The sequence below is a fragment of the Mesorhizobium sp. WSM3866 genome, assembly GCF_002294795.1.
GTDB lineage: Bacteria > Pseudomonadota > Alphaproteobacteria > Rhizobiales > Rhizobiaceae > Mesorhizobium.
On record NZ_NSGC01000005.1, the window covers coordinates 305,209 to 325,391 of the forward strand.

Annotated in this window: 17 protein-coding genes; 7 read left to right on the top strand and 10 right to left on the bottom strand. The window is 64.3% G+C overall.

Annotation, left to right across the window (positions count from 1 at the left end; genetic code table 11):
- Positions 1 to 139: 139 nt before the first annotated feature.
- From CK222_RS14595 to CK222_RS32280, 3 genes are all read left to right on the top strand, one after another.
- On the top strand, positions 140 to 1,975 hold the full coding sequence (locus CK222_RS14595) for a monovalent cation:proton antiporter-2 (CPA2) family protein (protein WP_095800805.1): 1,836 nt from the start codon (positions 140 to 142) through the stop codon (positions 1,973 to 1,975).
- 10 nt (positions 1,976 to 1,985) lie between these two features.
- Positions 1,986 to 2,534 carry a DUF924 family protein gene (locus CK222_RS14600; protein WP_095800806.1) on the top strand — a complete coding sequence of 183 codons (549 nt, stop codon included), beginning with the start codon at positions 1,986 to 1,988 and terminating at the stop codon, positions 2,532 to 2,534.
- An 88-nt stretch (positions 2,535 to 2,622) separates the two neighbouring features.
- On the top strand, positions 2,623 to 2,799 hold the full coding sequence (locus CK222_RS32280; RefSeq protein WP_176477639.1) for a hypothetical protein: 177 nt from the start codon (positions 2,623 to 2,625) through the stop codon (positions 2,797 to 2,799).
- A gap of 1 nt (position 2,800) precedes the next feature.
- On the opposite strand, the gene folK is transcribed toward CK222_RS32280, so the two are convergent.
- Genes folK through folP form a run of 3 tightly spaced genes read right to left on the bottom strand, consistent with a single transcriptional unit; the run spans position 2,801 to position 4,510 of the window.
- On the bottom strand, positions 2,801 to 3,313 hold the full coding sequence (folK, locus tag CK222_RS14605; RefSeq protein WP_095800807.1) for a 2-amino-4-hydroxy-6-hydroxymethyldihydropteridine diphosphokinase: 513 nt from the start codon (positions 3,311 to 3,313) through the stop codon (positions 2,801 to 2,803).
- Complete coding sequence (gene folB / locus CK222_RS14610) at positions 3,297 to 3,656, bottom strand: dihydroneopterin aldolase (RefSeq protein ID WP_066992392.1); 360 nt, start codon at positions 3,654 to 3,656, stop codon at positions 3,297 to 3,299. Before folB ends, folK begins: the two co-directional genes overlap by 17 nt.
- Before the next feature lie 2 nt (positions 3,657 to 3,658).
- Positions 3,659 to 4,510, bottom strand: coding sequence for a dihydropteroate synthase (folP, locus tag CK222_RS14615; protein WP_095800808.1), 852 nt, complete (start codon positions 4,508 to 4,510; stop codon positions 3,659 to 3,661).
- An 84-nt stretch (positions 4,511 to 4,594) separates the two neighbouring features.
- Here folP and CK222_RS14620 point away from each other — a divergent pair, with 84 nt between their 5' ends.
- A complete protein-coding gene (locus CK222_RS14620) occupies positions 4,595 to 5,215 on the top strand; it encodes a DUF922 domain-containing protein (RefSeq protein ID WP_067319718.1) in 621 nt (206 codons plus the stop codon).
- 220 nt (positions 5,216 to 5,435) lie between these two features.
- Positions 5,436 to 6,923 (top strand): MDR family MFS transporter, encoded by a 1,488-nt coding sequence (locus tag CK222_RS14625; RefSeq protein WP_095800809.1) that lies wholly within the window; start codon positions 5,436 to 5,438, stop codon positions 6,921 to 6,923.
- A 5-nt stretch (positions 6,924 to 6,928) separates the two neighbouring features.
- Here the strand turns inward: CK222_RS14625 and CK222_RS14630 are convergent, their stop codons facing one another.
- From CK222_RS14630 to CK222_RS14640, 3 genes are all read right to left on the bottom strand, one after another.
- Positions 6,929 to 7,960: an NAD(P)/FAD-dependent oxidoreductase gene (locus CK222_RS14630; protein ID WP_095800810.1), complete on the bottom strand. Its 1,032-nt coding sequence runs from the start codon at positions 7,958 to 7,960 to the stop codon at positions 6,929 to 6,931.
- A gap of 93 nt (positions 7,961 to 8,053) precedes the next feature.
- Positions 8,054 to 8,374, bottom strand: coding sequence for a 2Fe-2S iron-sulfur cluster-binding protein (locus tag CK222_RS14635; protein WP_066992377.1), 321 nt, complete (start codon positions 8,372 to 8,374; stop codon positions 8,054 to 8,056).
- A 107-nt stretch (positions 8,375 to 8,481) separates the two neighbouring features.
- Positions 8,482 to 8,850, bottom strand: a complete 369-nt coding sequence (locus CK222_RS14640) for an Hpt domain-containing protein (RefSeq protein WP_066992375.1) — start codon at positions 8,848 to 8,850, stop codon at positions 8,482 to 8,484.
- Positions 8,851 to 9,140: 290 nt separating this feature from the next.
- Here CK222_RS14640 and CK222_RS14645 point away from each other — a divergent pair, with 290 nt between their 5' ends.
- Both CK222_RS14645 and CK222_RS14650 read left to right on the top strand, forming a co-directional pair.
- Positions 9,141 to 15,344, top strand: a complete 6,204-nt coding sequence (locus CK222_RS14645; RefSeq protein ID WP_095800811.1) for a kinesin — start codon at positions 9,141 to 9,143, stop codon at positions 15,342 to 15,344.
- Positions 15,345 to 15,450: 106 nt separating this feature from the next.
- The gene (locus CK222_RS14650; RefSeq protein ID WP_095800883.1) at positions 15,451 to 16,065 is read left to right on the top strand and encodes a 3'-5' exonuclease; all 615 of its coding nucleotides are present in this window, start codon (positions 15,451 to 15,453) and stop codon (positions 16,063 to 16,065) included.
- A 33-nt stretch (positions 16,066 to 16,098) separates the two neighbouring features.
- Here the strand turns inward: CK222_RS14650 and CK222_RS14655 are convergent, their stop codons facing one another.
- The 4 genes from CK222_RS14655 to CK222_RS14670 all read right to left on the bottom strand — a co-directional run bounded on the left by CK222_RS14655 (position 16,099) and on the right by CK222_RS14670 (position 20,173).
- The gene (locus tag CK222_RS14655) at positions 16,099 to 16,689 is read right to left on the bottom strand and encodes an ABC-type transport auxiliary lipoprotein family protein (RefSeq protein WP_095800812.1); all 591 of its coding nucleotides are present in this window, start codon (positions 16,687 to 16,689) and stop codon (positions 16,099 to 16,101) included.
- An 88-nt stretch (positions 16,690 to 16,777) separates the two neighbouring features.
- Positions 16,778 to 18,151 carry an MlaD family protein gene (locus tag CK222_RS14660; RefSeq protein ID WP_095800813.1) on the bottom strand — a complete coding sequence of 458 codons (1,374 nt, stop codon included), beginning with the start codon at positions 18,149 to 18,151 and terminating at the stop codon, positions 16,778 to 16,780.
- A 14-nt stretch (positions 18,152 to 18,165) separates the two neighbouring features.
- Positions 18,166 to 18,984: an ABC transporter ATP-binding protein gene (locus tag CK222_RS14665; protein WP_095800814.1), complete on the bottom strand. Its 819-nt coding sequence runs from the start codon at positions 18,982 to 18,984 to the stop codon at positions 18,166 to 18,168.
- 1 nt (position 18,985) lies between these two features.
- A complete protein-coding gene (locus CK222_RS14670) occupies positions 18,986 to 20,173 on the bottom strand; it encodes an ABC transporter permease (RefSeq protein WP_095800815.1) in 1,188 nt (395 codons plus the stop codon).
- Between the last annotated feature and the right edge of the window lie 10 nt (positions 20,174 to 20,183).

Genomic DNA, 20,183 nt, shown 5'->3' on the forward strand with positions numbered 1-20,183 from the left:
GTACGAAGCTGCAGCGGGAGTTTGCCTGACGGCACACGCTCGTTTTCGGGCCGACACCCCTGCTCTTCCTGCCAGGCCCCTGCCCTTGCCTCGCACTCCCGCTGCATGCAAGGAGTGCTGAAACGAAAGGACGGTAGTCATGGCGGCTGAAGCATCGGGCAGCGATCTCGTACAGGTAGTGGCGCTGCTCGCTGCCGGCGTGATCGCCGTGCCGATCTTCAAGCGCATCGGGCTGGGCTCCATCCTCGGCTATCTCGCTGCCGGTGTGGTCATCGGGCCGTTCGGCCTCCGCATTTTTTCCGAATCGGAAGCCATCCTTCACGTCGCCGAGCTTGGCGTCGTCATGTTCCTGTTCATCATCGGCCTGGAAATGCAGCCGTCGCGACTCTGGGGCCTGCGCCGGGAAATCTTTGGTCTCGGCGCGCTGCAGGTTGGCGTCTGCGCCGTTCTGTTGACGCTTGTCGGCCTGGCCGGAGGCTTTCCGATCGCGCAATCCTTCGTCGCCGGCGCCGGCTTCGTGCTGACCTCGACCGCGATCGTCATGCAACTGCTCGAGGAGCGCGGCGAGATCGCCGCGCCCAAAGGGCAGCGCATCGTCTCGATCCTTCTGCTCGAAGACCTGATGATCGTGCCGCTTCTGGCGCTGGTGGCGTTCCTGGCGCCGGGGGGCGCGGAGACCAGCCTGTCTGAGCGCTTGACCGAAGTGGGGATCGGGATCGCGGCGATCGTCGGCCTCGTCGTGGCCGGTCGCTATCTGCTCAACCCGCTCTTCCGCATCCTGGCCGATGCCCGCGCCCGCGAAGTGATGACGGCCGCCGCCCTGCTGGTGGTGCTTGGGTCGGCGCTAGCCATGCAGCTTTCCGGTTTGTCGATGGCGATGGGTGCGTTCCTCGCCGGCGTGCTGCTCTCCGAATCGACCTTCCGCCACCAGCTCGAAGCCGATATCGAGCCGTTTCGCGGCATCCTGCTCGGCCTGTTCTTTCTTGCCGTCGGCATGTCGCTCGACCTTGGCGTCGTCGCCCAGAACTGGCGCCTAGTCGCCATTTATGTCGTCGGCTATATGGTCATGAAGGGGCTCGGCATCTATCTGGTCGCGCGTATGCTCAAGAGCGGCCATCGCGAGGCGCTCGAGCGCGCCGTCGTCATGGCGCAGGGCGGCGAATTCGCCTTTGTGCTCTATTCCTCGGCCGCCGTCGTCGGCATCATCGACGGCCAGGCCAATTCCACGCTGACCGCCATCGTCATCATCTCCATGGTGCTGACGCCCGTGGCTATCTTGGCACTGCGCTACCTCACCCCGCGCGACGAGCAATCGCTGGAAGGCGTCGACATCGCCGACGGGCTAACCGGAAGCGTGCTGATCATCGGCTTCGGCCGCTTCGGCCAGATCGCCAGCCAGCCGCTGCTTCTGCGCGGCCTCGACGTCTCGATCATCGACAATGAGGTCGAGATGATCCAGGCGGCGGCCGATTTCGGCTTCAAGGTCTATTACGGCGACGGCACGCGGCTCGACATCCTGCGTGCGGCGGGCGCTGGCCGCGCGCGCGCCGTGCTGATCTGCGTCGACAAACCGGACGTGGCCGTGCGCATCGCGCAATTGATCAAGGCCGAATTCCCGCTGGTCACTATCCTGGCGCGCGCCTTCGACCGCGGCACCGCGCTGCAACTCATCCGCGCCGGCGTCGACTATCAGTTGCGCGAGACCTTTGAATCGGCGCTGGTCTTCGGCGGCTCGGCCCTGGAAGCGCTGGGCGTCGATCCGGAACAGGTAGCCGAGGTGATCGAGGACGTTCGCCGCCGCGACACAGCTCGCATCGAGACACAGCTCGCCGAAGGTATCCGCGCCGGCCAGCGCTTTCTCAAAGGCAATATCGGCACGCCGATCCCGACCCCGCTCGCGCAGCCGCGCCGCGCCGGCCGGGCGCTGAACGAAGAGACGGCCGGCGTGCTGAACAAGGCAGAGACGAAAAGCTGAGGAGCAGCGCATGGCAGAACTCGACCCGCGGGCGCTTGCCGTCACCAAATTCTGGCGCGATGCCGGCGAGGACGCCTGGTTCGAGAAGAACGACGCGTTCGACTCGGGTTTCCGCGACTGCTACCTCGAGCTGCACCACGCCGCCGCCCGGCGCGAATGCGACGCCTGGAGCGAGCATGCCGAAGGATCGCTGGCGCTGATGATCCTGCTCGACCAGTTTCCGCGCAACTGCTTCCGCGGCACCGGACATATGTACGCGACCGATCCGCTGGCCAGGCATTTCGCCGACCTGGCGATCGCCGCCGGTCAGGATCTTGAGCTCGAAGAAGCGCTTCGTGTCTTCCTCTATCTCCCCTTCGAGCATTCGGAGTCGCTCGCGGATCAGGAACGCTCGCTCGAACTCACAGCGGCGAGGGCGCCGGACTATATCAAATACGCCAAGGAGCACCTGGAGATCATCCAGCGCTTCGGGCGCTTTCCGCACCGCAACAAAATGCTCGGCCGCGAGACGACGCCAGAGGAAAAGACGTTTCTCGAGGGCGGCGGTTTCTCCGGCTGAACAGGCAAACTGCGGATAGTCAACACAATCGAGCTTAGCAGGGCGGACCTACGAAGCCACGATCGGAAGCGACGTCCAACGCGATGGCATGTATCTGGAACTCGCCGACCAACACGGGCACATTGTGGGCCAGATTGTCTTTTCGGATTTCGATAGGAAGATGACCGTGACCCTGTTTGAGTCTGAAGTGTCCGTGGAAGTGGTTGAATGGATGATCGCCACGGCCAAGATCCGTCTTCCTCCAACCAATCCCACCCTCGGCTAATCTAAGCGAGCCACCACTCCCGGCCGGACGGCAGCCGCTCGATCCCCGAAATATCGACGGCGCCGAGCCGCTCCGACACGCTTTTGTTGCCGACCACAAGGTCGGGCGCGATCTCGGCCAGCGGCGCCAGCACGAAGGCCCGCTCCAGCATGCGCGGATGGGGAACCTCAAGACCCGTCTCGTGGATCACCCGGTCACCGAACACCAGAATGTCGATGTCGATCAGGCGCGGCCCCCAACGTTCCTCGCGCACCCGCTTCAGGCGCCTCTCGACGTCCAGGCAGAGATCGAGCAGGTCGCGAGGCGAGCGCGCCGTTTCGATCCCGGCGGAGGCATTGAGAAAATCCGGCTGGTCGAGCTTGCCCCACGGCGGCGTCCGGTAGAGTGAGGAAACAGCGGTGACGCGCGTCTTGTCGTCGCCGTCCAGCATGCGCAGCGCCGCGGCCATGGATTTCGCCGGATCGCCGAGATTGCCGCCGAGGCTAAGGTAGACGGCGCTATTGAGGCCAGACAACTGTCACCTCGACATGATCGAGCACGCCCGGAACCGGGGCGTTCGGCTTGCGCACGGTAATTTCCGCTTTCCTGATCTGCGGAAAGCGCGCCGCCAGCGCTTTCGCCACTTCCAGCGCCAGCGCCTCGATCAGGAAACGCCGGTGCCCGGTGACGATCTTCTCGATGACCGCAAAGGCGATGCCGTAATTGACGGTATCCTCGATCGAATCGTCCTCCAGCGGCCGGCTGGGCTCGACGGTGAGTTCGGCGTCGACATAAAAACGCTGACCGAGCGTCTCCTCCTCGTCCAGCACGCCGTGCCGGGCAAAGAAGGCGCAGTTCTTCATGCGGATGACATACATCGTCAGCGTCCGGGAGAAAGTTTTTCTCGCGCCAGCATAGCATCGGCCATCGCCAGCGCATCCACGTTGATTGCGACATCGTGGACGCGAAAAAGATCGGCTCCCTTGAGCCGCAGAATGACGCTCGTGGCCGCCGTGCCGACAGCGCGCTCAGCGGGCTCGCGCCCGGTGACGCCGCCGATAAAACGCTTTCGCGACGTTCCCGCCATCAGCGGAAAGCCGAGCGCCTGAAGCTCGGAGAACCGCGCCATCAGATCGAGATTTTCCTCCGTCGTTTCCTTGGCAAAGCCGAAACCGGCGTCGAGCACGATCTGGTCCTCGGCAACATTGCTGGCGCGCGCGATCTCCAGCGATTTGCTGAGGAACAGAAGCTGGTCCTCGATCACGTCCGGCAGCTTCTGGCGTTCACGGCCGGTATGCATAATGATGAGGCCGGCGCCGGTCTCGGCCGCGACTCTCGCGATGCCGGGCTCGCGCTGCAGTCCCCAGACATCGTTGACGATATGCGCCCCCGCAGCGACGGCCCGCCGCGCGGTGTCCCCGCGATAGGTGTCGACCGAAATCAGCGCCTCGCCCGATGCCGCGAGCGCCTCGATGACCGGCAGCACCCGCGTCTGCTCTTCTTCGGCGCTGATCGGGGCAAAACCGGGCCGCGTCGATTCCCCGCCGATGTCGATGATGGCCGCGCCCTCTTCCGCCATGCGGCGCGCCTGGGCTATCGCCTTCTCCGGCGCGATGAACAATCCCCCGTCGGAAAAACTATCCGGCGTGACGTTGAGGATGCCGACCACGACCGACTTGGGGCCGAGGTCGAGATGGCGTCCATGCGCGAGCTGCCACCGCCTTGTCGTCATTGTCCATCAACCATGCGTGATCCGCGCGAAATCAATTTCGTTGCGCCGGCAACGGCCGTAAAGCAAGGTGCGTGAAGAGGCAACATGATGAACCGTTCCCTGCTCTGCGCCCTGATGCTCACGCTGGCCGCCACGCCGGCCGCCGCGGCGAATCTGGTGAAGACCTACAGCTATTTCAGCGTCGGCGGCCGCACGCTGGACGACATCGAAAAACAGCTGACGAAAAACGGACCGGAAGTGAAGAGCACCGGCTCCCGGCATCCGGGCGCAACGCAGATGGCCTTCACCACCCGCGTCAGCTACGCGCAGACCGCGAATTCCTGCCGTATCGCGAACGCGCAGGTGACCGTGAAGGTCAAGGTGATCCTCCCGGAATGGCGGCGCCCGCGCAAGGCGGATCCGCAGGTCAGGCTGTTCTGGGATACGCTGTCGGCCGACATCAAGCGCCACGAAGAGCGCCATGTCGAGATCGCCAAGAATCACGCGCGCGAACTCGAGGACGCGCTGAAGGCGACTTATCCGCAAAGGACCTGCGAAGCCGCGAAGGCCCAGGCCGCCCAGATCTCGGCCGCCATCCTCGCCAAGCACGATCGCGCCCAGGTGCAGTTCGACCGCGTCGAAAGCGTCAATTTCGAGAGCCGAATCATCCGGCTCCTGCGCTACCGGATGCAGCGCACCCAAAGCGGGCGGTTGCCGCCGGCTTGACCATTTGACCGGTGGTGCCGGCGAAAGCCAACACCGCCGAAACAATGGTGCCAGATTCCAGAAAACTTTCGAGCATCGGTCGAAAACGGCCTATATCGACCGACATATATCGGGTTTGCCGTCCGGCGGACTTTGGAAACCGAGATACGAATGACGGGCGCAGGACGCCCCGCACCGGCTGCTTCTTGCCGACGGCGCACCGACCTTGAAAGAGTGACGCATGGACCAGACCGTCGACAATCGCACGACGATGAGGACAATGGCCTCGCCGTCGATCAGCGAGAGCGAGAAGAACGCCATCATCGGCGGCGTGCTCTTGTCGATGCTTCTGGCGGCGCTTGACCAGACCATTGTGTCGCCTGCCTTGCCGACCATCGCGCGCGCGCTCGGCCATGCCGAATACCTGCCCTGGATCGTGACCGGCTATCTGCTGACGGCCACCGCGATGGCGCCGCTCTACGGCAAGATTTCCGACGTCTACGGTCGCCGGCCGGTCATCTACGCCGCCATCCTGATCTTTCTTTTGGGATCGCTGGTCAGCGCCCTGGCCCCCAACATGCTGGTGCTGGTCATCGGCCGGGCGATCCAGGGGGCCGGCGGCGGCGGCCTTTTCGCGCTGACGCAAACCGTCATCGGCGATCTGGTGCCGCCACGCGAGCGGGCCCGCTACGCCGCCTGGATCTCCGGCACCTGGGCGGTCGCCAGCATCGCCGGCCCGCTGCTTGGCGGTGTCTTCGCAGAGCATCTCCACTGGTCGTTGATCTTCTGGATCAACCTGCCGATCGGCTTCCTGGCGATGGCCATCATCAACAATCCGCTGAAGAAGTTGCCGATCGCGGCCAAACATCACCGCATCGACGGGCTGGGCGCAGTGCTCTTGGTGATCGCCACGGCGCTGCTGCTTCTGGCGCTCAACTGGGGTGGCAGCACCTATCCGTGGTTCTCGCCGGAAATCCTTGGGCTGGTGGCCTGCTCGGCCGTGTTCTGGGCATTGTTCGCGCTGCGGCTGCTGAGGGCCAGTGAGCCTTTGATCTCGCTCGAGGTGCTGGGCAACCGGATCGTGCTCGCCGGCACGTTGTCGATGTTCCTGCTGCAGGCGGCAAATATCGGGGCGTCGGTTTACCTGCCGGTCTATCTGCAATCGGTCGTCGGGCTCTCGGTCAGTGAATCCGGCATCGCCATGCTGGGTCTCCTGCTCGGCACCGTTGCCGGTGCCACTTTCAGCGGCCGCATGATCCCGCGCTTCGTCCACTACAAGCGCATTGCCATGGTCGGCGTCAGTTTGGCGATCGCGTGCATCGGGGTGCTGAGTGCCATTGCGACACACGCGTCGCTGCTCGAAGTCGAAATCCTGACGACCCTCATTGGCCTCGGCAGTGGCACGACCTTCCCGGTCAGCACCGTCTCGGTACAGAATGCGGTCGATCGCGCCCATCTCGGTGTCGCGACTGGCGTCCTGACCTTCCTGCGCACACTGGGCGGCGCGCTTGGCGTCGCCCTGCTCGGCGCCGTCGCGCTCGGCTGCGGCCTGCCGCTCGCCGCCGAGGGCTCGCAGACGCATATCGAGCTGACATCGGCAATGCCGTTCGTGATGATCTTCCTCACCGCCGGCATCACTCTTGTTCTTGCATTGATCGCGCTGGCGCTGATGCCGGAAAAGCCGCTGCGCGGCAAGGACGAGCACGCAGCGCCCGTGCTCGCCGAATGATCACGTCAATCGTGGACGCCGAGCTTCTTTTGCAGGCTGGTCGACGAGGTCGTGTACTGGAAGACGATGCGCTCGCCCGGGCTGACGATGCGTTTTGCGGCCTGCGCCATCAGGGCGACCTCATGGAAACCTGAGAGGATCAGCTTCAGCTTGCCCGGATACCAGTTGATGTCGCCGATGGCGAAGATGCCGGGAACCGACGTCTGGAATTTCTCGGTGTCGACCGGGATGAGGTTCTCATGCAGGTTCAGCCCCCATTCGGCGATCGGCCCGAGTTTCATGGTGAGGCCGAAGAACGGCAGCATGCGCGTACATGGCACCTCGATGTCGCCATCCGGGCCACCCTTAATGGTGGCGGACGAGAGCTGGCCGTCGGCGCCTGCGAGCCAGCTCACCTGACCGACCAGGAATTCCAGCTCTTTCATCTCCTGCATGGCGTACATCTTGTTGACGCTGTCGGGCGCAGCCCGGAATTCCGGACGCCGGTGGACAAGTGTCACGCTTTTGGCGATCGGCTGCAGGTTGAGCGTCCAGTCGAGCGCCGAATCGCCGCCTCCGACGATGACGAGATCGTGGCCGCGGAAATCTTCCATGCGCCGGACCGAATAGAACACGCTCTTGCCTTCGTAGCTCTCGATGCCCGGGATGGGCGGTCGCTTGGGCTGGAATGAGCCGCCGCCGGCGGCGATCACCACCACCTTGGCTTCGAACACCTCAGCCTCGTCCGTGGTGACGCGGAAGCTGCCGTCCTCGAGCTTTTCGAGGCTTGAGACCATCCGGTTGAAAGTGAAGTCCGGCTTGAAGGGATGGATCTGTTCGAGCAGCTTGTCGACCAGACCCTGCGCAGTGATCATCGGCCAGCCGGGAATGTCGTAGATCGGCTTTTCCGGATAGAGTTCGGCGCATTGCCCGCCGGGACGGTCGAGGATGTCGATGAGATGGCACTTCATGTCGAAGAGCCCGAGTTCGAACACGGCGAATAGGCCGACCGGCCCTGCCCCGACAATGAGTACGTCCGTCTTGATCGTGTCCGTCATCAGCTCCGCCCCATTTTGGGAATGCTGGCGACAGTGCATGAGCATTGGCCCGCTGCCAAGCAGCTACGGCAAAATTGGAAATGGAGACTTGGTTCAGCCCTGCCGTTCGGGAACGCGCACGACCAGCCCGTCGAGCGCGTCGCGCACCTTGATCTGGCAGGACAGGCGCGAGTTGGGCCGGACGTCGTAGGCGAAGTCCAGCATGTCCTCCTCCATCGCTTCCGGCTCGCCGACCTCACCCGTCCAGGCCTCGTCGACATAGACATGACAGGTCGCGCAGGCGCAGGCGCCGCCGCATTCGGCCTCGATGCCGGGCACCGCGTTGCGGATCGCGTTTTCCATGACGGTCGAGCCGTTCTCGGCCTCCACGTCGAATTGAGTACCGTCATTGGCGATGTAAGTCAGCTTGGCCATTTGTCACCTGAGGAGTCGCAGCCGAGATAATCACTCCGCCGGACAAGTCAACTGCGGCGCGAAAGCGCCACCGCATGACGTTTTTTCTGGATGTGCTCCCTGGAGGACTACCGGCTGATGGCGGCGATGAAGTCCCGCACTTCATCGATCAGCACGCCCAGCTTCCTCAGGATGCGACCATCCTCAGGCTGCTTTTCAATGGCTGCAGCGCATTCGGCGACGGCAAAGGCGCCGATGCCGCGGGCCGAGCCTTTCAGGCCGTGTGCAAGGAGCACCCGTTCCTTGGCATCGGCATCGACGATCTTGTCGCGCACCGAAAGCGCCTGCTGCACGAACAGCGCCAGCACCTCCTGTTCGAGCGCGCGATCATCCATCGTCTGCCGCGCAAGGTGGGCCATATCCACAGGTCGCGAACCTGCCGTCCCCGACACGTCCCCGCCGGGCATGGAAAACGCAATACCAATCTCGCCACGCATACGCACTGCTACTCCAAGAAAGGGCGGCCGGCGGCCCGAAAATAGGCGGATTCCCGTCGCCAACGGGTTAACGATTGCCGGGGAAAAATGTTGTCACGGAGGCAGCCAAATCACGCTCTCGTTAACCTTATATTTAAAGTTTTACGTATCGCCGGGAATGCATGTTTTCTTTACCCGTGTGTGTCATTACGATACGAACGTCCATTTTCAGCCTCCTGTCTGGGACCAGACAAGCCAGAATCAGGCCAAAATCATAAGTCCCGCGGCAGCTAGTACAGGGTAGCGAAGGCATGGCTAAGAAACCGACGACGACCAAATCTCTCGAGAGCGACGTGGCCGCGGAACTGGAAAAGGCGCTTGACCTTGACCTGAACGGCGACGAAGGCGGGCTCGACATGGCGGCGTCGATGGAAGATCTCGAGGCCCAGATTTCGGCGGCCGCGGATGAACTGGCGCGCGAAGGCCGCAGCCATAGAATCGAGCCGGCAAATGAGCCTCAGGCCGCGAAGGCGGCGCCCCAGCCGAAGCCGGCGGAACTGCGCCCGCTCGAATCGCGCGCCTCGCAACCGAACGGTTTTACGCCGGCTCCTGCCGGTTTCACGCCGGCCAATGACGATCGCCAAAAGGATTACCGGACGCTTCTGCATGGCCTCAACCGGCGCGCTTCGAGCACCGTTTACTGGGTGATCGCGTTCATTTCACTCGCCTGGATCGCGGGCGCCGGCGGCCTCGCCAACCTGCTGTTCGGGCCGAGCATCTGGCAGATCCGCACTCTCGACCAGTTCTTCGCCCGCCCCGAGCTGATCGGCCTGGCGGTCGCGGCGATCATCCCAGTCATCCTGTTCTGGGCCTTCGCCGCCATGATCCGGCGCGCGCAGGAAATGCGCATCGCCGCGCAATCCATGACCGAAGTGGCCTTCCGCCTCGCCGAGCCGGAAAACCTTGCCCAAGACCGCGTCATGATGATCGGTCAGGCCGTTCGCCGCGAGGTCGCCGCCATGGGTGAAGGCATCGAACGCACTTTGGCCCGCGCCGTCGAGCTCGAAACCCTCGTCCACAGCGAAGTCAACCAGATCGAGCGCTCCTATTCCGAGAACGAAGCGCGTATCCGCTCGCTGGTCGACGGGCTGGGCAGCGAGCGCGAAGCTGTCGTTAGCCATGCCGAGCGCGTGCGCGCTTCGATCCACGGCGCGCACGAGACGCTGCGCGACGAGATCGGTGCCGCCAGCGATATCATCCGCGATTCGATCCTCAATGCCTCGACCAAGCTGTCGATGACGATCAACAATTCGGGCGACACGCTGATCGATCGCATCAACGAGAGCTCGCTGTCGATCTTCGATTCGGTGGAAACCCGGCTCGACACGATCACTGACCGCCTGTCGACCTCGGGCGAGGCCTTCGCCAGCCTGCTCGACACCCGCATCGCCAAGCTGACCGACACCACGGACGGCCTTACCCGTTCGCTGACCGATCTTCTTGACGATCGCACCAACGGCATGGTTTCGCTGCTCGGCGGCGCCGCCCGCACACTGAACTCCGAGTTCGAAGCAAGCCTCAGCGGCATCGAGCGGACGCTGGCCGAGCGCGGCCAGGCGCTGATCAGCGAGTTCCAGACCCGCGCCGAAGCACTCGACACCGGCACCCAGAAGCTCAATGCCGCGCTCGAAGCGCGTGCCCGCCAGATCAACGAAACTCTGGTCGAACGTGCGCGCGAGATCGCCAACACCTTCGCCGAGAGCAAGGACCAGCTGTCGTCGATGATCGATCAGGGCAAGACCCAGATCGGTGCCGACATGGCCGACATCATCTCGTCGACCTCTTCCATGCTCGAAGCCCGCGCCACGGATTTCGCCGGACGCATGGAGGCGGCCCGCCATGTCGTGTCGCGCGCCTTCGACTCCGACATCCAGCGCCTCGCCGATGCTCGCGCCGGCATTGACGAAGCCATCGAAGACCACAGCCGGAAGCTCTCCGACAGCAGCAACCGTATGGCCGCCGCCATGCAGGAGGACCTCGCGAAATTCGCCGAGAGTCGCGCCGGCATCGATGAGGCCGTGGCCAGTCAGGTCCTAAAACTGGCCGAGGGCCGCAGCCTTATCTCTCGCGCGCTGGAAGAGGACCTGCGCAAGGTCAACGAGTCCCACGCGGCCATCGACGCCTCGCTCGGCGCCCATCTCGAGCAGCTCCAAGAGAGTCGCAACCGCCTCTCCCAGGCGCTGAACGAAGACTCCGGCAAACTCGTGCAAGCCCGCACCATAATTGACGAAATGGTCGCTGGACATGTCGGCAAGCTGGCCGAGGGCCGCAACATTCTGGCGCGCGCGCTGGAGGCCGATCTCGGCAAACTGGCGGACAGCCGCGCCTCGATCGACGGCCTGGTCGCCGGCCAGGTCGAGAAGATCGCCGAGGGCCGCGCCGTGCTCGCCAAGGCGCTGGAGACCGACATCGCCGGGATAAGGGACCTGATCGAGACCCATTCGGCCAAGCTCGCGGAGGACAGGGGTGAACTCAGCCGCGCGCTGGAGAGCGACCTGAGCGGAATCCGAAGCCTGATCGACAGCCACGCCGGCAGGCTTGTCGAGGACCGCAGCCTGCTGTCCCAGACGCTCGAATCCGATCTCGCCAAGTTGGCCGAGAGCCGCGCCTCGATCGACGGCCTGGTCGCCGGCCAGGTCGAGAAGCTCGCCGAAGGCCGCGATATCTTGAAGCGCGCCCTGGAAGCCGACATCAACACCATCAGGGGTGCCATTGCGGGACACTCCGAGAAGGTGCAGGAGGAACGCGCTCAGCTGTCGCAGGCCCTGGAGGCCGACCTGCAGACTGTCGGCGGCGCAATCTCCGATCACCAGAACAGGCTCGTCCAGGACCGCGCCGTGCTGTCGAAGTCGCTCGAGGACGATCTGGCCAAGCTGGCCGAGAGCCGTTCCAGCATCGATGGCTTGGTGGCCGGCCAGGTCGAGAAGCTTGCTGAGGGCCGCGATATCCTCAAACGCGCGCTGGAAGCGGATCTCAACACCATCCAGAGCGCGATCGTCGATCATTCGCAGAAGATCGCCGACCATCGCGCCGAGCTGTCGCGCGTCCTGGATGCCGACATGGCCAATGCCAGCGGCCTCATGCAGACCCACGCCGACAGGCTGGTCCAGGACCGCTCGACCCTGTCCAAGGCCTTGGAGGACGATCTCGCCAAGCTGGCCGAAAGCCGGTCCTCGATCGATGGTCTGGTCGCTGGCCAGGTGGAGAAGCTGGCCGAAGGCCGCGATATCCTCAAGCGTGCGCTCGAAGCGGACCTCGCCAAGCTCGCCGAAAGCCGCGCCTCGATCGACGGCCTCGTTGCCGCCCAGGTGGACAAGCTCGCGGAAGGCCGCGATGTCCTCACGCGCGCCCTCGAGGCCGACCTGGCCAAGCTCGCCGAGAGCCGCGCCGGCATCGACGGGCTGGTCTCCGGCCAGGTGGAAAAGCTCGCCGAAGGTCGCGACATCCTCAAGCGAGCGCTTGAATCCGATCTGCAGAAGCTGGCGGAAAGCCGCTCGGAGATCGACGGCGTCATCGCCGGTCACATCGGCAAGCTGTCCGAAGGCCGCGACATGCTGGCCCGCGCGCTGGAAGATGACCTCGTCAAGCTCGCCGAAGCGCGCAAGGACGTCGACCGTTCGGTGTCCGGCCATATCGACCAGATCGCGGCCAAGAGCAGCGACATCTCGGCGGCGATCGCTGCCGATGTCGAGAAGATCGAGCAGGCCTTCAGCCGCCAGACCGGCGTCATCGAAGAACGCGCCGGCACCATGGAGCGTGCGCTTTCGGCCGGCGTCGACAATGTCCGCGGCGTCCTCGAAAAGACCGCAGTCTTCGTTGCCGGCGCGCTGCGCGACAAGGTGATGGAAATCACCAGCACGCTGCACGAGCAGGCGGGCGCTGCCTTCAGCGACGCCGATCGCAAGATCGCCGAACGCGCCGAACAGACTTCGGCTGCGCTGCTCGCCAGGGCCGATGAGATTGCCAACGCCTTCGAGCAGGCCGACCGCCGCCTGCACGAGCGCGCGCAGGACACCTCGAGTATGCTGATGGCCCGCGCCGATGACGCGTCCAACGCGCTCATGGCCCGTGCCGAGGAAACCGCCGACAAGCTCGCCGCCCGCGCCGGCGAGATCGCCGGCACCTTCGACGCCGCCGACCAGAAACTGGTCGCCCGCGCGGTCGAAACGGCGCAGTCGCTCGCAGCCCGCGCCGGCGACATCCTGCGCAACTTCGAGGGCGCGGACGAGCGCCTCAGCATGCGCATCACCGAATCGGCCGAAGCGCTGGCCGCCCGCGCTTCGGATCTCGGCCGCATCTTCGACGCCGCCGACCAGCATCTGATCTCGCGCATTGCCGAAGGTTCGGAGGCGCTGTCGTCGCGGGCGTCCGAAATTGCCCGCATCTTCGACGACGCCGACAACCGTTTGGTGTCGCGCATCGCCAGCAGCACCTCGACCATCGGCGAACATGCCGACACCATTGTCGGCGCATTCGCCGCCACCGAGCAGCGCGTCGCCGACCGTGCCCGCCAGACCGGCCAGGAACTCGCCGTCCACGCCCGCGAGATCGAGCAGGCACTTGCCGGTGCCGACGAACGCCTGGCCTCGAGCGCCGCTACGGCGGCGGCCCGTGTCGAGGAGCAGGTGGCGAGCGTCGAGAACCGGCTCGCCTACGGCGCCGAAACGATGGGTCAGAAGCTTAACGAGCAGGTCTCCAGCGCCGAGGCGCAGCTCATCTCGCGCGCCAACGTCATTGCCGAAACCTTCACCGCGGTCGGCCAGCATATCGGCCAGAGCACCAACGAGGCGGCAAAGACCATCGGCGCCAACACCCGCGAGCTCAACACCATGCTTGCGGCGCGCTCCGCCGAAATGTCGAAGATTCTCGACGAGACGGCGCGTCCCCTGGTCGAGCGCTTCGTCCAGGGCGGCTCCGAGCTGCAAAAGAGCATGGAAGAGGTCACCGAACGGGCGACCGAGAAGCTGCGCAGCGAAAACGCGGCCCTCGTCAATGCGCTCGCCAACCGTACCGCGGAGACGCTCTCGGCGGTCGAGAGCGCTCGCTCGACGCTGGCCGACAGCGTTGCCGACCTTATCGGCCGCATGACCACCTCCAGCGCGCAGCTCAGTCAGCTGATCGACCAGGCGGCCGTCAATCTCGGCCAGGTCGAGGAGCGCCTGAGCGGCAGCACGCAGAGCTTCGCGGCGACCACCGAGAAGGCGGCCCAGACCTTTGCCAGCTCGGCGCGCCTCGTTGATTCCAACACGACGCGGCTCACCGATCTGTCGTCGGCGACGTTGCGCGAGGTCGCCTCGATCGCGACCAAGTTCGACGAGCACAGCCGCCTGCTGTCGAGCGCCTCGGACCTGCTGAGCTCCGCGCAGAGCAATCTCGAGCACACGCTGGAGCGGCAGTCGTCGCTGGAAGACCTCGCCGTCGGTCTGGTCAAGAAGTCGGAAGACCTCGAGAAAGTCATGCGCTCCTTCGAGACTCTTGTGGGCCAGACGATGCAGAATGCCGAGGGCCGGACGATGGAATCGGCGGAGAAGATTCGCACCGCCATCGCCGAGGTCGTCGATTCGGCGACGCGCCGCTTCGCCGACGCGACCGAGGAGATGCGGCGCACCGCAGGTTCCATCAAGAGCGAGCTGGACCTCACCCGCGCCGAGCTCAAGAAGGGCGTCATCGAGATGCCGGAGGAGGCCAAGGAATCGACCTCGGCCATCCGCCGCGCCGTCGCCGAGCAGATCAACGCGCTCAAGGAACTGTCGGATATCGTTGCGAAATCCGGCCGCAGCGGCAGCAGCGAAACCGGCGAGCCGCGCGGCCTGCGCCCCGCGCCGCAGGCGCCCGCTCGCCCCGCCGAGCAGCCGCTGCGCCGCCCGCCGGCGTCGCAGCAGCCTCAGCCGGAGCGCCCGGCGCCGCAGGCACCGATCGGCGAGACGACGCTGCGCGGCACCCTCGATCTCGAGCGCCCGGCGGAAACGCCGCGCCGCGATCCGAACGGCCGCACGCAGCAGGGCGGCTGGGTGCGCGATCTCCTGACCAACGCCTCGCGCGAGGAAGAGCTGAAGCCGGCGACGCCCGCGGAAGCACCGCGCGCGACCCCTGCCCAGCGTTCGCCGCTGCATGTCATGGAATCGCTCAACTCTCTATCCGTCGACATCGCCCGCGCTATCGACCATGACGCCTCGATCGAGTTGTGGAACCGCTACCGCCGCGGCGAGCGCGACGTGTTCACGCGCCGGCTCTACACGCTGAAGGGCCAGCAGACCTTCGACGAGATCCGCCGCAAGTATCAGGCCGAGGCCGAGTTCCGCGCCGCCGTCGACCGCTACTGCGACGATTTCGAGAAGCTGCTCAAGGACGTATCGCGCAACGACCGCGACAACATCATGGCGCAAACCTACCTCACGTCGGACACCGGCAAGGTCTACACGATGCTGGCCCACGCCAGCGGCCGCCTGCACTGAACGGGGCACATGTCAGACACTGAAGCGGGGGCATTGCTCCGCTTCTTCATTTTAGAATCCACTTCCAGTTGACGCAGGTCCCATCTTCGATTTGGCGGGGAAGGCCTTGAAGACAGCGATAATCTTCGACTGCGAATTTCTTTGCCTCGAAGGCTCGCAACGCAGATTTTGGTGCGCGGCTCATGATCCCGATCCGGTCATAGCCCAGGTCGGCGCAGTAAAGCTCGGACTTGAGGGGGAGTTTCCCCTATTAGGCACGCACTGCGCCTATGTGCAACCGATTGACCGATTCGGCCGGGGATACGCGCTCGATCCGTTTTTCACCCAGCTCACCGGCATCACTGAAGAAACCCTGGAGACCGAGGGAGTCGAATTGGCAGAAGCTCTTGCCGACATCGACCGGTTCTCCGACGGTGCGCGCTTTTGGTCCTGGGGCAAGGACGAGCTGAACATGGTCGCGATCAGTTGTTATGTCGCCGGCATTCCCGTTTCCATACCAGCCAACCGGTTCGACAATGCAGTCAAGCTGCTGCTAGCGGCAGGGATGCCGATCGAAGATTTGGCGAGGACACCCAGCAACAAGCTGGCGGACTATTATGGCGTCGACCACGCTCCGTTGCGGGCACACGACGCGCTCGACGATGCGCTATCGCTGACCTACACCCTGCAACATCTGTTGAAATCCGAAAAATTGCAGGCAGACGTCTTCGAGTGTTTGTAGCCTGCGTGGCACCGCACCGGCACGCGCATTCGTTCAGATCACCGAATCGGTCCAGCGGACGATGTCCTTCGCCGCTTGGCCGAACGCGTTGTCCAGGGCACCGACATAAGCGGCATTTCCGCCGCCCGAGACCGGTGCGCTGGCCGTGAAGTCCTTCGAGGCGCGCACCTCGCCATTGCGATCGTTGAGGATGCGCACGAACAGCTCGACATCGGCATGTTCGCCGCCATTGACCCGGACTTCGAAGGACCGCACCTCGACGATGATCTGGTAGTCGATCGCCAAACCCTCGCCCGGCTTGCCGACACCGGCAAAGCTGCCGGAGCGCTGAAAAGTCTCGGCGAGCCTTGCCTGCACGATCAGCGGCAGGCGGTCCGCCCATTGCGCGCCCTTGAGGAACTGGATCGACTGGTCGGACGGCCTGATCACGATGTTCTGGCTGTCCAGCGCCTTCAGCGCCGAGGGTTGGGCGATCAGGATCTGGCGGCGGCTGTGGCCTCGCATGTCGAGCGAAGGCGCGGAAAGCTCGAACGTGTCGAGCGGCGCCGGCCTGCCCCCCAGTACCGCGCAGCCTGCAAGCGTGAACACGAGCGTCGCGGCAGCAACGGACTTCAACCCTCTCACTAACTTCACGCGCGATCCCCACTGTCCCCGGATCTGACGATCAACTTACAGCTGCAATCCATGTTCTTGGCGTTCGCAGCAGCGGAAGTCAACGCCGTGCCCTGCCGTCAAACTGACGGACCTCCCCCTCGCCGCCCGTCAGTATGCGCTGCGGGTTTCGGCTGAGATCTGTCACCGCTTCCTCGATTCGGCTGATCGAGCGCCGGCTGGCCTGGACCAGCGCCTCGACATCCTGCAGGCCCTGGCCGGAGAAGCGCGACAGATTGTCGACGATGGTGCCCAGCCGAGAGTTCAGCGTATCGGCAACCTGCTTGAAGGACTTCAGCGTCGCCCGAGCATCGGCCATTACGCCATTGGCTTCACCGGACCCGAGAAGCTTGTCGACCTTCTCGAGAATCCCGTCGACGCGCACGGAGGCGTCGTTGAGGCGTTGCGCAAGCTGGCGGGCATTCTTGATCGTATCGTTGATGTCGTCGGAGCGGTTGGCGATCTTGTCGGTGACCTTGGCGATGTCGGCGGCCGCCTTGTTGGCGCTGTCGCTCGCCTTCTGGATGTTGGCGAGCGCCGTACGGACATCCGCCGGATCTATCCCATCGAGAACGCCGTTGACCTTGGCGAGCGTACCTTGCGTCTGCTTGGCGAAGTCGTTGACCGACCCCACCGCGGCATCGACGTTCTTCAGCACGCCGTCCAACTGCCCGCTGGTTTCCTTGAGGTTCGCGGTGACAGTGTCGACATTGGCGACGATGCTCTTGATCCGGTCCTTGTCGACCGAATTGAGCAGGCCCTCGGCCGCCTTCAGCGTGCTGTCGAGTCGGCCCGACACATTTTGCAATTGCTCCGAAAGCGAGCTCACGGCGGACAGGAATTTATCGATGCCGTCCGAATTCTTGGCCAGCGCGTTGGAGAAGGTCTCGACGTTCTTGACTGTCTGCGTCAGCGGTCCGCGAACATCCTTGGTGAAGCCTTCCAACTCGGAAAGCACCTTGTCGGCACGCGTGAAGATGTTCTGCGCCGTCTGCAGCAGGTTGGTCACGGCCGACGGATTGGCGACGATCTCCGGAACCCTGCCTTCTTTCTCGGCCTGGTCGAGCAGCTTCACTTCCTTTGGATCGGCGCCTTTCAGCTCGATATTGGCCTGGCCGGTGAGGCCGGCGAGCCCGATATCGGCCTGCGTCGACTTGGTGATCGGCGTCATGCGGTCGATCTCGGTATCGGCGATGGCGACCGTCGGGTTGTCGACATCGATATAGACCCGTTTGACGTCGCCCACCTTGACGCCGTTGAACAGCACGAAGCTGCCGCGGCCAAGGCCCGAAGCCGAGCCCGGGATGCGCACGCGCAACAGCGTCGTCTCGCCACGCTCGCCGATCGCGGCCGTCCAGTAGACGAAGGCGAAGGCCGCGAGGATCGCGGCCAGCGTGAAAATGCCGACAATGACGTAGTTGGCTCTGGTTTCCATTACCTCACTTATGGCTATGCGCGAGCCGCAAGATCAAGTTGCCGGGCGCGTTTTCCGCGGAAATAGGATTTTACCCACGGCTCCTCGCTTTTCAGCATGTCGTCGATCGTGCCTTCGACCAGCACCCTCTTCTTACCGAGCACCGCCACGTGGTCGCAGGCGGTGAACAGCGTGTCGAGGTCGTGCGTGACCATGTAGACAGTCAAATCCATCGTATCGCGCAGCTTGACGACCAATTCGTCGAATTCGGCCGCGCTGATCGGATCGAGGCCCGAGGTCGGCTCGTCGAGGAAGACGATGTCCGGATCGAGCGCCAGCGCGCGAGCCAACGCCGCGCGCTTGATCATGCCGCCCGACAGCTCGGAAGGGAATTTCTGCGCTGCGTCCGGCGGCAGCCCGACCAGCTCGACCTTGAGCATGGCGAGCTCGTCCATCAGCTTCTTCGGCAGGTCGAGATACTCGCGCATCGGCACCTGCACGTTTTCCAGCACTGTCAGCGCCGAAAACAGCGCGCCGTGCTGGAACAGGACGCCGAGCCGCATGTCGATGCGCAGGCGCTCGATCTCGCTTGCCTTGTCGACGTCGACGCCGAACAGCCTGATGGTTCCCGATTGCTTCGGCATAAGCCCGAGGATGGTGCGCAGCAACACCGACTTGCCGGCGCCCGAGGCGCCGACGAAGCCCAGGATCTCGCCGCGCTCGATATCGAGCGAAAGCTTATCGAGGACCAGCTTGTCTTCGATGGCAACGGTGACGTCACGGACCGAAAGCACGATCTCGCTCTGGTCCGCGTTCTGCGCCGTCTTGACCCCGTTGCCGCTTGCAACCGCCATCTCAAAACCCGATCGATGCGTAAAACATGGCGAAAAGCCCGTCGAGGATGATGACGACGAAGATCGACTTCACCACCGACGCGGTCACGTGCTGGCCGAGCGATTCGGCGCTGCCGCCGACCTTCATGCCCTCGACCGAAGCGATGGTGCCGATGATCATGGCCATGAACGGCGCCTTGATCAGCCCGGCAAAAATGGTGCTGAGGTCGATGGCGACCCGCAGCCGATCGATGAATGCCGCCGGTGGAATGTCGGAATAGAGCCAGGCGGCGATGATGCCGCCGCCGAGCGCGGCGAAATTCGCGATGATCGTCAAGCACGGCAGCGCAATCACCAAGGCGACGAGCCGCGGAAACACCAGCACGCCGATCGGGTTCAACCCGATCACCTTCAGCGCGTCGACCTCCTCGCGCATCTTCATCGAGCCGATCTCGGCGGTGATGGCGCTGCCCGAGCGGCCGGCCAGCATGATCGCGGTCATCAGCACGCCAAGTTCGCGCAGGATCAGCACGCCGACGAGGTCGACGACGAAAATGTCGGCACCGAAATAGCTGAGCTGATAAGCGCCTTGCTGGGCGACGATGGCGCCGACGATGGCCGACATCAGCACCACCACGGGAATGGCGCCGACGCCCATGCGGTCGATCTGGTTGAAGATTGCTGCCGGATTGACGGCATGGCCGCGGCCGAGCTTCATCTGCGCGCCGCGGATGGTGGCGCCGAGGATGTTCATCGAGGCCAGAAAATCGTCGCGCATCTCGTAGACGCGGCGGCCGACCAGCTCCAGCGCGCGCAGGATGATGTTGGGCGGTCCGGCCGGCCCCGATTCGGGTTCGCGACGCACCGCGTCGCCCACCGCGCCGAGCAGGATTGAGGCGATCTCGCTCTGCCCCTGCACATGGACTTCAACGCCTTTCTTCTCGAAAGCGCTCGCCAGCCGATCGATCAGCCAGGCGCCGGCCGTGTCCATCTTCTCGATCTGCGAAAGGTCGAGCATCAGCTTCTTGGCGCTGTTGCGGTTTTCGATCTTGCGCATCTCCGCATCGACCGATGCCACGGTCCGCGTCGTCCAGACACCCGAGAAAGCGCAGCCGAGCACGTCGCCTTCCTCGCCGACGATAATGCGCGGCTGGTGATTGGCATCACCGGCGGGCGTGCGGCTTGCGTCGCGTTTGCGGATGGTCAACATGGCGTCCTGT